Source organism: Rhizobacter sp. P5_A1, assembly GCF_056400745.1.
Genome location: NZ_JBFUKR010000002.1, coordinates 143604 through 158776 on the forward strand (window position 1 = coordinate 143604; position 15173 = coordinate 158776).

Below are 15173 nucleotides of genomic sequence, written 5' to 3' on the forward strand. Positions count from 1 at the left end.
CCCTTATACTGCCCCGACACACCCAAACCACACCCTCGCGGCCCCTCCCCGATGAAGTTCCAAGGCTCCGAAAACTACGTCGCCACGCCCGACCTGATGCTTGCGGTGAACGCCGCGGCCACCCTGAAACGGCCGCTGCTGGTGAAGGGCGAACCGGGCACCGGCAAGACGATGCTGGCCGAGGAGGTGGCGCTTGCGCTGGGCATGCCGCTGCTGCAGTGGCACATCAAGAGCACGACGAAGGCGCAGCAGGGGCTGTACGAATACGACGCGGTGAGCCGCCTGCGCGACAGCCAGCTCGCCGATGTCGAGAGTTCGTCGAAGGTCAGGGACATCCACAACTACATCGTCAAGGGCGTGCTGTGGCAGGCCTTCACGGCCGAGCAGCCGGTGGTGCTGCTGATCGACGAGATCGACAAGGCCGACATCGAGTTCCCGAACGACCTGCTGCGCGAGCTCGACCGGATGGAGTTCTACGTCTACGAGACACGCGAGCTCGTCAAGGCGGTGCACCGGCCGCTGGTGTTCATCACGTCGAACAACGAGAAGGAGCTGCCCGACGCGTTCCTGCGCCGCTGCTTCTTCCACTACATCAAGTTCCCGGACGCCGACACGATGAAGAGCATCGTCGGCGTGCACTTCCCGAACCTCAAGAAGGAATTGCTCGGCGCCGCGCTGAAGAACTTCTACGACGTGCGCAACCTGCCCGGCCTGAAGAAGAAGCCGAGCACATCCGAGCTGCTCGACTGGCTCAAGCTGCTGCTCGCCGAAGACATCCCGCTCGAGGTGCTGCAGAGCAAGGACGACAAGGTCGCCGTGCCGCCGCTGGTCGGTGCGCTGCTGAAGAACGAGCAGGACGTCTCGCTGTTCGAGAAGCTGGTGTTCATGCAGCGGAACAACCGCTAGGATGAAACCCCCACGTTCACTTCGTTCACTGCCCCCCGAGGGGGCGTGTCAGTACCTTCGGGCGGCCGGGCGGTACTGACATGACGACCAGCTTGCTCTCGCCGACCCGATTGAACGGCACGCACTGCGCGCTCGAACCGCTCGCGCCCGAGCACCATGACGAGCTCATCGCGGCCGCGAGCGACGGTGAGCTCTGGCGGCTCTGGTACACGTCGATCCCGAGCGCCGCGACGATGGGCGCCGAGATCGCGCGCCGGCTCGATCTGCAGGCCAAAGGTTCGATGCTGCCGTTCACGACCCGCGATGCGAGCGGCCGCGTGGTCGGCATGACGACCTACATGAACGCCGACGCGGTGCACAAGCGCGTCGAGATCGGCTCGACCTGGACCGCGCGCAGCGCACAGCGGGGCCCGTTCAACACCGAGTGCAAGCTGCTGCTGCTCGGCCATGCGTTCGAGAGCCTGGGCTGCATCGCGGTCGAGTTCCGCACCCACTTCTTCAACCAGCAGAGCCGCCGCGCGATCGAGCGCCTCGGCGCGAAGCTCGACGGCATCCTGCGCAACCACCAGCGCGCGAGCAACGGCACGCTGCGCGACACCTGCGTCTACAGCATCACGCAGGCCGAATGGCCGACGGTCGCCGCGCACCTGCGCTGGCAGCTCGACAAGCCGCGCTTTGTTGATTAGGGACGAGCGAACCCCATGACCGACAACAAGAAGAAGACCCTGACTGTCGACGATCTCTGGAAATTCGAGCGCATTGGCGGCCTCTCGCTCGCGCCGGACGGTGCGCAGGCCGTCTGCTCGGTCAGCAGCTACTCGATGGAAGAGAACAAGTCGCAGGCGAGCCTGTGGCTGCTGTCGACCTTCGGCGGCGCTGCGCGCCGCCTGACGAGCTGCGGCGAGAAGGACGGGCAGGCGGCGTGGTCGCCGCTCGGCGATCAGATCGCGTTCGTCGCCAAGCGTGAGCAGCAGGGCAAGAAGGACGACTCGCCGCAGCTCTACCTGATCGCGCCGGACGGCGGCGAGGCGCGGCGCATAAGCGCCTTCGCGCCCGGCATCGAAGCGTTCAAATGGTTCCCCGACGGCAAGCGCATCGCGTTCATCGCCTGGGTCTGGCCGGATGTGAAGGGCACGAAGGCGCAGGCGAAGAAGCACAAGGAGTTCAAGGATCGCAAGGCCACCGGCTACGCGACCAGCGAAGCGCAGTACCGCTTCTGGGACGAGAACCTGCCGATGGGCCGGGTGCCGCATCTGCATGTGCTCGACATTGCCAGCGGCCGCGTCACCGACCTGTTCGAGGGCACCGGCTACGAGATCCCGCGCGCCAGCCCGAACGCCGATTTCTTCGACATCGCACCCGACGGCCGCCACCTCGTCTTCGCGTTCGACCCGCAGCCCGAAAAGCGCATCGAAAATCGCAAGCGGCTCGTCGAACTGCACCTGCCCACGGGCAAGTTCGCGGCGCTGACCGCCGATCCCGACTGGGATTTCGACGCGCCTCGCTACAGCCCCGACGGCGGCCACATCGCGATGACCGCGGCGCACACCGGCAAGAAGCACACGATGCCGAACCACGCCGCGCTGCTCAAGCGCGGCGGGCACTGGCAGCTGCTCAGCGACGCCTGGGACCACTCGGTCGACGGCCCGCTGCGCTGGTCCGACGACGCGGCCGCGCTGTACTTCGGCGCGCAGGATCGCGGCCGCCGCAACCTGTATCGCTACGCGATCGCGAGCCGCAGTGCGAGCGTCGCGGTGCAAGGCGGCTGGGTGCAGGGCTTCGACGTGGCCGGGGGCGTGGTCGCGAGCGTCGCCGATTCGGCGCTGCACCCGGCGCGCGTGCATGCCGCACGCCACGGCGCCGCGCCGCTGCGCCTCGAGGCCTTCAACGATGCGCTGCTGGCGGGGTTCCGCCTCGGCGAGGTCGAGGAGGTCACGGTCAAGGGCGCGGGCGGTGAGCCGGTGCAGGTGTGGCTGACCTACCCGCCGCGCTTCGACCGCAAGAAGAAGCACGCCGTGCTGCACAACGTGCACGGCGGGCCGCACGCCGCGGCCGGCGACACCTTCCACTACCGCTGGAACTCGCATGCGTTCGCGGCCCAGGGCTACGTGGTCGCGTGCGTCAACTACCACGGCTCGAGCGGCTTCGGCCACGCGTTCCTCGACAGCATCACGCACCGCTGGGGCGAGCTCGAGCTGCAGGATGTGGAGGCCGGCACCGACTGGCTGCTGAAGCAGCCCTGGGCTGACCGCCGGCGCGTGTTCGCCAGCGGCGGCAGCTACGGCGGCTTCATGGTCGCGTGGATGAACGGCCACGTGAAGCCGGGCCGCTACCAGGCCTACATCTGCCACGCTGGCTGCTTCGACTGGACCGCGATGTTCAGCGACGACGCCTACACCTGGCACGCGCAGGAGCTCGGCGCCTGGTACTGGGAGGATCAGCCCCGGATACAGGCGCAGAGCCCGAGCAGCTTCGTCGCCGCGATGCGCACGCCGACGCTCGTGATCCACGGCGCGCTCGACTACCGCGTGCCCGACCAGCAGGGCCTGGCCTACTACAACACACTGAAGGCCAAAGGCGTGGACGCGCGGCTGCTGTGGTTCCCCGACGAGAACCATTGGGTGCTGAAGCCGCGCAACTCGCAGCTCTGGTACCGCGAATTCTTCGACTGGCTGAAGCGGCACGACCCGGCGGTCAAGGCCAAGCCGGCGCCGGCGCGTCGGAAGACCTAAGCCGGCTGAAGCCCCGGCGGCGCGGGCGGGTCGGCGAGCACGACCTGGTCGCGCCCCGCAGCCTTCGCACGGTACAGCGCCGCATCGGCGCGCGCGATCACCGCGTCGGCCGGCTCGTCGGCCGAGTGCGCGACCGCGACGCCGACGCTCACCGTCATCGGCACGCAGGCGCGCGGATCGGCGCCGCGCACGACCTCGCGCAGGCGGTCGCCGAGCCGCAGTGCGCCGTCGAGGTCGGTGTGCGGCAGCAGCACGCAGAACTCCTCGCCGCCCATGCGCACGATGTGATCGACCTCGCGCGCGGCCTGGCGCATCAGCCGGGCGAGCTCGATCAGCGCGGCGTCGCCGGCGGCATGGCCGAACGAATCGTTGATCAGCTTGAAGTGATCGACATCGACCATCAGCACCGCATAGGTCTCGCCGTAGCTGCGCAGCCGCCCGACCTGGCGACGCAGCAGGGGCCCGAGCGCGCGGCGGTTCAGCAGCCCCGTCAGCGCGTCGCGCAGGCTGCGCTGGCGCAGCCTGCGCACCATGCGCCCGACGACCAGCAGCGCCAGCGCCATGTTGAGCACCAGCCCGACCACCATGAAGGTCATCGCCGCGGCGGTGTTGAAGGCATTCGCCTCGTCGAGCGGCCGCGCCGCGACCTCGGGCGCGAGCACCCCGACCACGACGCGGGCGACAAAGATCAGCCCGAGCAGCCCGAGCGGCACGGCGACCGCGCGCGCGGCGCCGATCGCATCCTCGGCGGCGAGGCGGCGGTGGCTCTCGAACGCGGCGCGCAGCAGGGTCCAGGCGATCGGCACCGAGACCGAGATCACCGCCCACTTCAGTTCGTGCGCGATCAGCCCGAAATACAGCAGCAGCGCCGCGTCGAGCGCGAGCAGCGCGGCATGCTCGGCGTCGGAGACGCGGACGCGCAGAAAGACCTGCAGGCCGCGGCGGACCAGCACGAACGCGAGCAGGATCAGCAGGTTGGCCGCGTACCAGGTCAGCAGCGGCGGCCAGGCGCCGCGCTGCAGGATCAGCGCCAGCCCGCTCGCCGACGCGAGCGCCGAGGCGGCCCATTGCCGCGCCACCGCACGGCCCAGCCCGAGCCAGCGCCCGGCCACCCACCAGCCGAGCGCACACAGGCCCTGCTGCAGGGCGATCAGCAACAGCACGGTAGCGGTATCTTTCAAGCCCACTCCAGTCGCTGGATCCCGTCGTCGGCCCACGGTGCATCCCGGCGTCGCGCAGTATGCCCCTGGCTCGAAAGCCGAAGAGTGCACGAACGACCCCTGCCGTCACAATAGGGAAATCGCCGCCCGAGTCGACCGCCATGTTGATCAATTTCTTCTTCACGCTGCGCGCCGCCAAGCTCAAGGTCTCGGTCAAGGAATACCTGACGCTGCTCGAGGCGATCCAGGCCGGCGTGATCGACAACACCGTGGAGGAGTTCTACTACCTCGCCCGCACCTCGCTGGTGAAGGACGAGGCCAACTTCGACAAGTTCGACCGCGCTTTCGCTGCCTACTTCAAAGGCGTCGAGATGTTGACCGACTTCACGCAGGAAGTGCCGCTCGACTGGCTGCAGAAGAAGCTCGAACTCGAACTCAGCGCCGAGGAGAAGGCCGCGATCGAGAAGATGGGCTGGGACGAGCTGATGGAAACGCTCAAGAAGCGCTTCGAGGAGCAGAAGGAGCGCCACGAAGGCGGCAGCAAGATGATCGGGACCGGCGGCACCAGCCCGTTCGGCGCCTACGGTTACAACCCGCAGGGCATCCGCATCGGCCAGGACAAGAGCCGCAACAAGAGCGCGGTCAAGGTCTGGGACCAGCGCCAGTTCAAGGACTACGACGACACGCTCGAACTCGGCACGCGCAACATCAAGGTCGCGCTGCGCCGCCTGCGCCGCTTCGCGCGCGAAGGCTCGGAAGAAGAGCTCGACCTCGACGACACGATCCGCAGCACCGCGGCGAACGCCGGCTGGCTCGACATCAAGATGGTGCCCGAGCGCCACAACAAGGTGAAGGTGCTGCTGCTGATGGATGTCGGCGGCACGATGGACGAGCACATCCACCGCGTCGAAGAGATTTTCAGCGCCGCCAAGGCCGAGTTCAAGCACCTGGAGTTCTACTACTTCCACAACTGTGTCTACGACTTCATGTGGAAGAACAACCGGCGCCGCTACAGCGAAAAATTCAGCACCTGGGACGTGATCCGCAAGTACAACAAGGATTACAAGCTGATCTTCGTCGGCGATGCGACGATGAGCCCGTATGAGATCCTGCAGCCCGGCGGCAGCGTCGAATACAACAACGAGGAGCCGGGCGCCGAGTGGCTCGCGCGGCTCACGCAGGCGTTCCCGAAGTTCGCCTGGATCAACCCCGAGCCGCAAGGCGTCTGGGGTTACCGGCAAAGCATCGCGGTCGTCCAGCAACTGATGAACCAGCGCATGTTTCCGCTCACCCTGGCCGGGCTGGAAGGGGCCATGCGCTTGTTGAGCAAATGACCCTGCGTCGCGCACTGCGCGCCGCGCTGACCGCGGTGGTGGTGGCGCTGACGGCGGGCTGCGCGATGCTGCCCTTCGGTTCGGACAAGCCCGATGCCGCCGCAGCGCCGGGCGCTCCCGCCTCGGCCCCGGTGCAGCGCGCCGACTACCGGCTCGACGTGCGGGCCCCCGACCCGCTGCGCGCGCTGTTGCTGAACTACCTCGACCTCGCGCGCTTCCAGAGCGCGCCGGCGACCGAAGGCGTCGACGCGACCGAGCTCGAACGCCTGCTGCGCGCGGCGCCGGCCCAGGCGCGCGAGCTGCTCGAGACCGAGGGCTATTTCAACGCCGAGGTCAGCGCGGCACGCGCCGGTACCGAGGGCGGGCTGCCGCTGTTGCGCGTCAGCGTCGAGCCCGGCCCGCGCACCACCGTGCATGAATTCAGCGTCGATGCCAGCGGCCCGTTGCAGCAGGCCGCCGCGGGCGGCGACGCCGCCGCGCAGCGCGAACTCGCGGCGCTGCGCGACCAATGGCCATTGCGCACCGGCGCGGCGTTTCGCCAGAGCGCATGGTCCGACGCGAAGAACACGACGCTGGCGCGGCTGCGCGCCGACGGCTATGCGGCCGCGAGCTGGAGCAGCACCAACGCGCGCGTCGACGCGGTCCGCAACCGCGCCGACCTCGCGGCGGTGCTCGACAGCGGCCCGCTGTTCCGGCTCGGCACGATCCGCATCGAAGGCGTGCAGCGCTACGACGAGGATGCGATCCGCAAGCTCTCGACCTTCGGCCCCGGCGAACCCTACAGCGAGAAGAGGCTGCTCGACTTCCAGGAGCGGCTGCAGAAGGTCGGCCTGTTCGAGGGTGCCTCGGTCGAGCTCGATGCCGACCCGCAGACCGCCGCCGCCGCGCCGGTGCTCGTGCGCGTGAAGGAGCTGCAGCAGCACCAGGCGACGACCGGCATCGGCTACAGCGCCAACACCGGGGCGCGGCTGTCGTTCGAGCACACGAACCGGCGCCTGTTCGGTCGGCGCCTGATCGCGAAGAACAAGTTCCAGCTCGGCCCGGACAACCAGGCCTGGGAGGGCGAGCTGAGCTCCTATCCGCTCGAGGACCTGTACCGCAACCTCGTCTCGGGTGCCGCGACGAAACTGCGCACCGACGACCAGCAACAGCTGAGCTGGAAAGCCCGCGTCGGGCGTGCCCAGGACACGCCGCGCATCGAGCGCCTCTACTTCGCCGAGCTGACGCATGCGCGGGTCGACAGCAACGAAGTCCTGACCAGCCAGGCCGAAGCCGTCTCGGCCAACTACCACTGGATCTTCCGCAACATCGACAACGTGCTGCTGCCGACCCAGGGTCTGACGACTTCGGCGCAGGTCGCGCTCGGCTATGCGCGCGGCAGCCAGGCGGTGCTCGGCGAGCCGGTCGTGAACGACCGCGGCCCGTTCGCGCGCCTGTACGCGCGCCTGACCTGGTACAAGCCACTCGGCTCGAGCTGGTACGGCAGCGCGCGCGTCGAAGGCGGGCAGGTCTTCACGCGTCATCCGGTCGGCGTGCCCGACACGCTGCTGTTCCGCGCCGGCGGCGAGGATTCGGTGCGCGGCTACGGCTACCGCACGCTCGGGCCGACGATCGACGGCGTCACGATCAGCGGTCGCACGCTGCTGACCGGCAGCGTCGAGATCGCGCGGCCGATCGCGCCGAAATATCCGGCCTACTGGTGGGCCGCGTTCATCGATGCCGGCAACGCGGCGGACCGATGGACGGACCTGAAGCCCGCGGTGGGCTATGGCGTCGGCCTGCGCTGGCGCAGCCCCGTCGGGCCGCTGCGGGTCGACGTGGCCTACGGGCAGCAGGTCAGGCAGGTGCGGCTGCACCTGAGCGTCGGGATCGCATTCTGATGGACGCGGCGAACGCTCCGATGGCCGCGGTGCCGGCACCGCGCCGGCGGCGGCTCGGATGGCGCGTCGCCGGCGCGCTGTTGCTGCTCGTGCTCGTGCTGCTGGCCGGCCTCGTCGGCGGCGGCTGGTGGGCCGTGCGCAGCGAGTCGGGCAGCGCGTGGCTGCTGTCGATGCTGCCCGGCGTGCAGGTCGAGGCGCCGCAGGGCCGGCTGCTCGGCGATTTCGCGGCGCGGCGCGTCGTGGTTCAGATTCCGGGCGGTGGCGCCGTCACGCTGCACCAGCTCGCGTGGCGCGGCCTGCGCATCGAGCGCGCCTCGGCGCCGCGCTGGCTGCGGGTCAGGCTCGATGCGCTCGGCGCCGAGCGCATCGACATCGCGCTCGTGCCGAGCCGAAGCACCGAACCGACCCAAGCGCCGACCGATCTGCAACTGCCGATCGAGCTCGACCTGCGCGCGCTGCGCGTCGGCGAGCTGCACGCGAGCGCGCTCGGCGCCCAGCCGATCCGCGAGCTCGCGGCGCGCGTGCAGCTCGGCGCGAACCAGGGCGCCGAACACCGCGTCGACGGTCTCGCGCTGACCTGGGATCGGCTGCGCGCGAGCGGCAACCTGCGCATCGCCAGCGCCGGCCCGATGGCGCTCGACGCGTCGATCGCGCTCGCGCAGCAGGCCGCCGAGGCGTTGCCGGCGTGGAACGCCAGCGCAACCTTGTCCGGCCCGCTCGCCGCACCGCAGCTGCAGGCGACGCTGCGCGCCGCGCCGTCGCCACAGCGGCCAGCGCAGGCGCTCGACGCGCGGGCCACGCTGCGGCCGTTCGCGCGCTGGCCCCTCGGCGACCTGCATGCGAGCACGACGGCGCTCGACCTGTCGGCGTTCGCCAGCGCAGCGCCCGCGACCGCGCTCAGCGCGCAGGCCATCGCGACCAGCACCGCGGCCGATCAGCCGGCGAAGGTCGCACTCGAACTGACGAACGCCCTCGCGGGCCGCTGGAACGAGGGCCGCCTGCCGGTTCAGCGCCTGACGTTCGAACTCGGCGCGCGCCCCGATCGGCCGAGCGAACTGGAACTGCGCACCTTGAACGCCGAACTCGGCACCGCGCAGGCCGGCGCCGGCCGCATCACCGGCGCGGGCCGCTGGTCGCCCGAACGCTGGAATCTCGCGGCGACCCTGACCGCGCTGCAACCCGCGCAGCTCGACGCGCGCGCGCCGGCGATGCGGCTGAGCGGGCCGCTGACCCTGAGCGGCGGCGCGCCCTCCGACCCGACCGTGCAGATCAAGGCGGCGCTCGTCGGCGCGCTGACCGAGCGCGGCCCGGCGCGCGAGGCGCGGCTGCAACTCGATGCCGGCGTGCACCCGTTGCGCGTCGAGCTGCGCTCGTTGGAGGCGGCGGCCGGCGGCGCGCGCGCGACCGTTGCCGGCCTCGTCACACGCGCCGCGGCCGAGGCGCCGTGGGCCGTGAAGGCGCAGGCCACGCTGGTCGACTTCGATCCCGCCGTGTGGTGGCCCGGCCGCGACGATTCACCGTGGCGCAAGGCGAACACGCGGCTCAACGCGAAGGCCGGTGTCGAACTGAACCTGCCCGCGCCGGCGACGCCGCCGCGCCCGCTGCTGGCCGAGCTCGCGGCGCTGCGCGGCCAGGCGCGCGTGAACTTCGACAAGAGCCTGCTCGCGGGCGTGCCGCTGGTCGGCGAAGCCCACTGGCGCGGCAGCGCCGGCGCGCCGGCCGCGGCCAGCCTGCGGCTCGAAGCCGACGGCAATGCACTGCGCGCCGACGGCCGGCTCGCGACCAGCGGCGACGGCAGCGCCGACGCCTGGGACCTCAGCCTCGACGGCCCCGCGCTGAACCGCCTCGCGCCCCTGCTGCGTCTCGCGCTGCCGCCCGGCAGCGACGCGACACTGGCCGGCACGCTGAACGCGAAGGCCCACGTCAGCGGCCGCTGGCCCGCGCTCGCGACGCAAGGCCGGCTCGACGCGAACGCGCTGCGCGCCGGCCCGTTCGCGCTGCAGAGCGCGCAGGCGAGCTGGACGCTCGGCAGCTCGGCCGACGCGAAGGTCGAGGCGACCGCGACGCTGGCGCAGGCCAGCCTGATGCAAGGCGGCGCGCCCGGCCCGTCGCTCGAAACGTTGCAGCTGCAGCTGAACGGCACCGGCCGCGCGCACACGCTCTCGATGCGTGCCGAGTCGAAGGCGCGTCCGCCGGCCTGGGCCGAATCGCTGCGCAGCGGCGCGGCATCGACGGCGCCGGCCGCATCGCGCACCGTCGCCGTGCTGCAGACGCAGGGCGGCCTTGTCGACGCGGCCGGCGCGGCGCTCGGCGGCTGGCGCGGCACGCTGCAGCAGATCGACGTGCGCGGCAACGCCGCCGGCAGCGCGCCGCTGCTGCACGCGCAGAACATCGCGCTCGAAGCGCTCTGGGCCGGCGACGCGCCGCGCGCCGAGGTGCAGCCGGGCCGTGTCGAGCTGCTCGGCGGCGCCATCCGCTGGAGCCGCATCGCGTGGCAGGCCGCCGCGCTGCCCGGCGGCTACGCGCAGGTCGATGCCGAGGCCGAGCTCGAGCCGCTGCGCATCGCGCCGCTGCTGGCGCGCGCGCAACCCGATTTCGGCTGGGGCGGCGACCTGACGATCGCCGGCCACCTGAAGCTGCACACGACCACCCGTCCCGCGCCGGCCTTCGGCGCCGACATCGTGATCGAGCGCAGCAGCGGCGACCTGAGCGTGACCGACGAGCTCGGCACCCGCGCGCTCGGCCTGACCGACCTGCGCTTCGGCCTCGTCGCCGACAACGGCACCTGGAGCTTCACGCAGGGCCTGGCCGGCAAGACGCTCGGCGTCGTCGCCGGCGCCGAAGTCGTGCGCACCGCGCCGCAGGCGACCTGGCCGAGCGCCGACGCCGCGCTGCAGGGCGTGCTCGAACTGCGCGTCGACGAGCTCGGCACCTGGGGCAACTGGGTGCCGCCGGGCTGGCGCCTGGGCGGCGCGCTGCACACCAGCGCGAGCTTCGGCGGGCGCTTCGGCGCGCCCGAATACACCGGCGAGATCGAGGGCACCAGGTTGTCGGTGCGCAACTTCCTGCAGGGCGTCAACGTCAGCGACGGCGATGTCGCGATCCATCTGCAGGGCAGCAGCGCACGCATCGAGCGCTTCACCGCGAAGGCCGGCGCCGGCACCCTCAAGCTCGCCGGCGATGCGAGCCTCGGCGAGGCGCCGAAGGCCGTGCTGCAGCTGACGGCCGACAAGTTCCAGCTGCTCGGCCGCGTCGACCGGCGCATCGTCGCCAGCGGCAGCGGGCAGCTTCGGCTCGACAAGCGGTCGCTGGCGTTCGACGGCAAGTTCGCGGTCGACGAAGGCCTGATCGATTTCACGCGCAGCGATGCGCCGACGCTGTCGAGCGATGTCGTCGTCGTGCGCGCGAAAGACGTGCCCTCGCCCGCCGCCGCGGCTTCGGCGGCCGCCTCGACGAGCGGCGCGCCGACCTTGTCGCCGGTTGCACCGCCGCGCGACGTGGCGCTCGACCTGCGGGTCGACCTCGGCGAGAAGCTGCGCGTGCGCGGCCGCGGCCTCGACGCCGGGCTGCGCGGGGAACTGCACATCACCTCGCCGGGCGGCCGGCTCGCAGTCAACGGCAGCGTGCGCGCCACCGACGGCACCTACGCGGCCTACGGCCAGAAGCTCAGCATCGACCGCGGCCAGGTCACGTTCAACGGCGCGGTCGAGAACCCGCGCCTGGACATCGAGGCGACGCGCCCGAACATCGACACCCGCGTCGGCGTGATCATCAGCGGCACGCCGGCGAACCCGCGGGTGCGGCTGTTCTCGGAACCCGAAATGTCGGAGATCGACAAGCTCAGCTGGCTCGTGATGGGCCGCGCCAGCGACGGCCTGGGCCGCGCCGAGACCGCGCTGCTGCAGCGCGCTGCGCTCGCGCTGCTGGCCGGCGAAGGCGGTGGCCCGACCGACCAGATCACGAAGGCGCTGGGGCTCGACGAGATCTCGGTGCGCCAGACCGACGGCGAGGTGCGCGAAACCGTGATCGCGCTCGGCAAGCAGCTGTCCAAGCGCTGGTACGTCGGTTACGAGCGCGGCCTGAACGCGACCACCGGCAGCTTCCAGCTGATCTACCGCATCGCCCGCCGCTTCACGCTGCGCGCGCAGTCGGGCGAAGACAATTCACTCGACCTGATCTGGACCTGGCGCTGGAAATAGGCGGCATGCCCGGCCCGCCGGGCGCCCCGAGCCACGCGGCGCACTGATGCGAGAATTCGCGCGGCCCGCTCGCCGTAGTTCAATGGACAGAACGGCCGCCTCCTAAGCGGCAAATACAGGTTCGATTCCTGTCGGCGGGACCAACGACCTTCTCCCAAAAGGTGGCGCACTGGGAGGACATCGACCTTGAGGGGGCGCTATGGCGCTGCCGCCGGAGAAGATGAAGCTGAGGGAAGCCGCGTGAACGTCACCATGTCCACGTATCGTCTGCCGGTCTGAGTCTCGACGTGCCGGAAGCCGATAGTGAGAAGCCCCTGTCGCACCATGTGGTCGATCACACGGACCTGCACTGCGAAGTCTTCCCATGCTTCCAGATCGTCAGTCGACCCGTCGAATCTGATCGTGGCCGTGTCGCCGGGTGCAGTCGCATCGCAGGTGTCCTGGGCGAGCATTGGGTCTCCCTATGGCGGGCCATCGTGTCCGCGAACCGGGTACTTGTCCGAAGGCACATCTGCGCCGGCGGCTGATCCCGATCGCCGTCACTCGACTGCTGTAGCGTTCACACGAGTCCTGCTGAGCTGCGGAGCCGGGACTCCGCCGGAGCGTCGCGCGACACTGGGTTCGTCTCGATAGTGGAGGCGCGAGAGCGCGGGTGACTGATTCGATCGATCGACAAAGCGTTCGGCGGCGATCTCGGGCTCGCTGCCGCGCAGGCCATCGAACTGGGTGTCGGCGACCAGCAGAGCCGAGGGGGTGTCGAACTCGTTTCGGCACAGCATCAAGCGGTAGGCAAACCGCTTGATCCAGTCAGTGCGGGTGTAGTCGACGGTGAAAAGAAAATTCTGCATGCATCACTCCGGACAGGTTGCGATGTTCGGCGGGCCGGAAGTCGGAACCCCTCGAATGCAATCGCCGCTTCACTATCGCGACAACGTGGCGTCAGCTCTGTACGTTGGCACACATACCCCCCGGTTGAGCGGCCCCACTCCGCTCGCTGCACGGCGATAGCCGCGGGGTGGCGGACGAAGATCATCTTCACGACGCATCGCGCCCGACGCAGGCGATCTTGGTCAGCGGGTGAGGTCGAGTGGCGGCAGCAGCCGGTCGTACTCCTTCTTCACGACCGCGTAGCACTCGCATGTCCGCTGCTCCAGGCCCGCGCGGTCCAGCACCGTGATGCGGCCGCGCGCATAGCGAATCAGCCCGGCCCCCTGCAGCCTCAGCGCACCTTCGGTCACGCCCTCGCGGCGCACGCCGAGCATGTTGGCGATCAGCTCCTGCGTCATCACCAGCTCGAGGCCCTGCAGCCGGTCCAGGCTGAGCAGCAGCCAGCGGCACAGCTGCTGGTCGAGCGAATGGTGGCGGTTGCACACCGCCGTCTGTGCCATCTGCGTGATCAGCGCCTGCGTGTAGCGCAGCAGCAGGTGCAGCACCGGCGCGCGGTTGAATTCTTCCTTGATCACCCGCGACTTCAGGCGAAAGCCCCGGCCGGCGCTTTGCACGACCGCGCGACTGGGGGTCGATTCGCCGCCCATGAACAAGGAGATACCGACCAGGCCCTCGTTGCCGACGACCGCGATCTCGGCCGAGGCACCGTCTTCCATCACGTACAGCAGCGAGACGATCGCGGTGGTCGGAAAGTACACGTGGCTGAGCGTACTGCCGGATTCATACAGCACCTGGCCCAGCGGCATCTCGATCGGCTCCAGCTGCGGTGACCAGCGCTGCCATTCAGCGTCCGGCAGCGCCGCGAGCAAATGGTTCATTCTCGCGTCGGCGACCATGGTTGTCGGTGATCTCCGGAGGGCCCAACATCAAGGACCACACGCATCGACAGTGTGGCCCGAGTGTCGCGTTATGGGGGCGCACCAGGCCCAATGCCACATTATGTGCGCCGCCGTACAGACTCGATGCGAAGGACCGCGGCGGCGTCACCATCGCAGTGACCACCTGCTCCGTTCGCCGACGCACAGACCGGGCACTCAAGCATTGCTATAAACAGTCCACGCTGGCGTGTGATCCGCGCCCGTCACATGCCGCTGCGACGCGCACGCCGATCGTCGGCGCGGTCCATCCACCTGTCTAGCGAGGGTTCCGACATGATGCTGCTCTGCCCCCTGCCGACCCCGACGCCGATGCCCACCGCACCGTCGGAGCAGACCTCCGCAGCCCTCGCGCCGCAGGGTCGGTCCCGGGACCGCGAGCCCTGTGTCGAAGCAGACGTCGTACCGTTGGCACGCGCGTCGCGGCCGGACCCGTCGTCGGACGTCGCAATCGAGGACTGGGACATCCTGCTGGGCGCCGTCAAGGCCAGGCTGCGGCAGACGGTCGGCGAGTGCCCCGTCGCGGCATCTCGGGCCCGGCGGGACGATGAAGCGGGCCGCGTCCAGGCCAGCGTGCTGGAGTGCGTGGCGGCACTGGACCAGCTGCACGCCACGCTGACGCACGAACTCGATCGATGTGTTCGCCAACGCACCGACTCGTTCTCACGGCCCATCTAGTCTGCGCAGCTCGTCTACAAGGAGATCGTCATGAGTCTGGGCACCATCCTGCTAATCCTGTTGATCCTGATGCTGTTGGGGGCGATTCCGACCTGGCCGCACAGCCGGAGCTGGGGCTACGCCCCCAGCGGTGCGTTGGGGTTGATCGTCGTGATCCTCGTCGTGCTGCTGTTGCTCGGGCGCCTGTGAGCCTTGCGGGCCTGACGGTCTGGCTCCTCGGCGTTCTGCAACGCCGAGCCGGGGGTCCTGCCACGTCCCGTGCGCACCGGAAGGCGTCACCCGCCAAGCAGGAATTCGTCGACACCGAAGCGAGCTGGCACACGTCCTGACGCCCCCGACGGGCTTGTGTGGGGCAGCGCACAGACGCGGCGGCCGCGAGCGCGCACTGTCCGTCACCGCACCGCCCCCGCCGTGCCCCAACCGGTAGACGTGCCATCGCTCCAGCCTTCACTCCTCCGGTC

Annotated in this window: 12 protein-coding genes and 1 tRNA gene; 9 read left to right on the forward strand and 4 right to left on the reverse strand. The window is 70.0% G+C overall.

Annotated elements, in window-relative coordinates:
• Window positions 1-51: 51 nt before the first annotated feature.
• The 3 genes from AC1DTW_RS02485 to AC1DTW_RS02495 all read left to right on the forward strand — a co-directional run bounded on the left by AC1DTW_RS02485 (window position 52) and on the right by AC1DTW_RS02495 (window position 3638).
• Window positions 52-906 (forward strand): AAA family ATPase, encoded by an 855-nt coding sequence (locus AC1DTW_RS02485; RefSeq protein WP_477978781.1) that lies wholly within the window; start codon window positions 52-54, stop codon window positions 904-906.
• An 80-nt stretch (window positions 907-986) separates the two neighbouring features.
• Complete coding sequence (locus AC1DTW_RS02490; RefSeq protein ID WP_477978783.1) at window positions 987-1592, forward strand: GNAT family N-acetyltransferase; 606 nt, start codon at window positions 987-989, stop codon at window positions 1590-1592.
• Window positions 1593-1607: 15 nt separating this feature from the next.
• Window positions 1608-3638, forward strand: a complete 2031-nt coding sequence (locus AC1DTW_RS02495) for a dipeptidyl-peptidase 5 (protein WP_477978785.1) — start codon at window positions 1608-1610, stop codon at window positions 3636-3638.
• On the opposite strand, the gene AC1DTW_RS02500 is transcribed toward AC1DTW_RS02495, so the two are convergent.
• A complete protein-coding gene (locus AC1DTW_RS02500; RefSeq protein ID WP_477978787.1) occupies window positions 3635-4819 on the reverse strand; it encodes a GGDEF domain-containing protein in 1185 nt (394 codons plus the stop codon). The two genes, AC1DTW_RS02495 and AC1DTW_RS02500, sit on opposite strands and share 4 nt — an antisense overlap.
• 140 nt (window positions 4820-4959) lie before the next feature.
• Here AC1DTW_RS02500 and AC1DTW_RS02505 point away from each other — a divergent pair, with 140 nt between their 5' ends.
• From AC1DTW_RS02505 to AC1DTW_RS02520, 4 genes are all read left to right on the forward strand, one after another.
• A complete protein-coding gene (locus AC1DTW_RS02505; protein ID WP_477978789.1) occupies window positions 4960-6132 on the forward strand; it encodes a vWA domain-containing protein in 1173 nt (390 codons plus the stop codon).
• On the forward strand, window positions 6129-8012 hold the full coding sequence (locus AC1DTW_RS02510) for an autotransporter assembly complex protein TamA (RefSeq protein WP_477978791.1): 1884 nt from the start codon (window positions 6129-6131) through the stop codon (window positions 8010-8012). The genes AC1DTW_RS02505 and AC1DTW_RS02510 overlap by 4 nt, the downstream gene beginning before the upstream one ends.
• Window positions 8012-12211, forward strand: coding sequence for a translocation/assembly module TamB domain-containing protein (locus AC1DTW_RS02515; protein ID WP_477978793.1), 4200 nt, complete (start codon window positions 8012-8014; stop codon window positions 12209-12211). Before AC1DTW_RS02510 ends, AC1DTW_RS02515 begins: the two co-directional genes overlap by 1 nt.
• Window positions 12212-12279: 68 nt before the next feature.
• Window positions 12280-12354 (forward strand) — tRNA-Arg (locus tag AC1DTW_RS02520).
• Window positions 12355-12408: 54 nt separating this feature from the next.
• On the opposite strand, the gene AC1DTW_RS02525 is transcribed toward AC1DTW_RS02520, so the two are convergent.
• From AC1DTW_RS02525 to AC1DTW_RS02535, 3 genes are all read right to left on the reverse strand, one after another.
• The gene (locus tag AC1DTW_RS02525; RefSeq protein WP_477978795.1) at window positions 12409-12663 is read right to left on the reverse strand and encodes a hypothetical protein; all 255 of its coding nucleotides are present in this window, start codon (window positions 12661-12663) and stop codon (window positions 12409-12411) included.
• An 87-nt stretch (window positions 12664-12750) separates the two neighbouring features.
• Entirely contained in the window at window positions 12751-13059 is a 309-nt protein-coding gene (locus AC1DTW_RS02530; protein ID WP_477978797.1) for a hypothetical protein, read from the reverse strand.
• Between the two features lie 222 nt (window positions 13060-13281).
• A complete protein-coding gene (locus AC1DTW_RS02535) occupies window positions 13282-13977 on the reverse strand; it encodes a Crp/Fnr family transcriptional regulator (RefSeq protein WP_477978799.1) in 696 nt (231 codons plus the stop codon).
• A 333-nt stretch (window positions 13978-14310) separates the two neighbouring features.
• Here AC1DTW_RS02535 and AC1DTW_RS02540 point away from each other — a divergent pair, with 333 nt between their 5' ends.
• Together AC1DTW_RS02540 and AC1DTW_RS02545 are read left to right on the forward strand one after the other, a co-directional pair.
• The gene (locus AC1DTW_RS02540; RefSeq protein WP_477978801.1) at window positions 14311-14712 is read left to right on the forward strand and encodes a hypothetical protein; all 402 of its coding nucleotides are present in this window, start codon (window positions 14311-14313) and stop codon (window positions 14710-14712) included.
• Between the two features lie 30 nt (window positions 14713-14742).
• Complete coding sequence (locus AC1DTW_RS02545) at window positions 14743-14901, forward strand: DUF3309 family protein (protein WP_477978803.1); 159 nt, start codon at window positions 14743-14745, stop codon at window positions 14899-14901.
• Window positions 14902-15173: the final 272 nt, after the last annotated feature.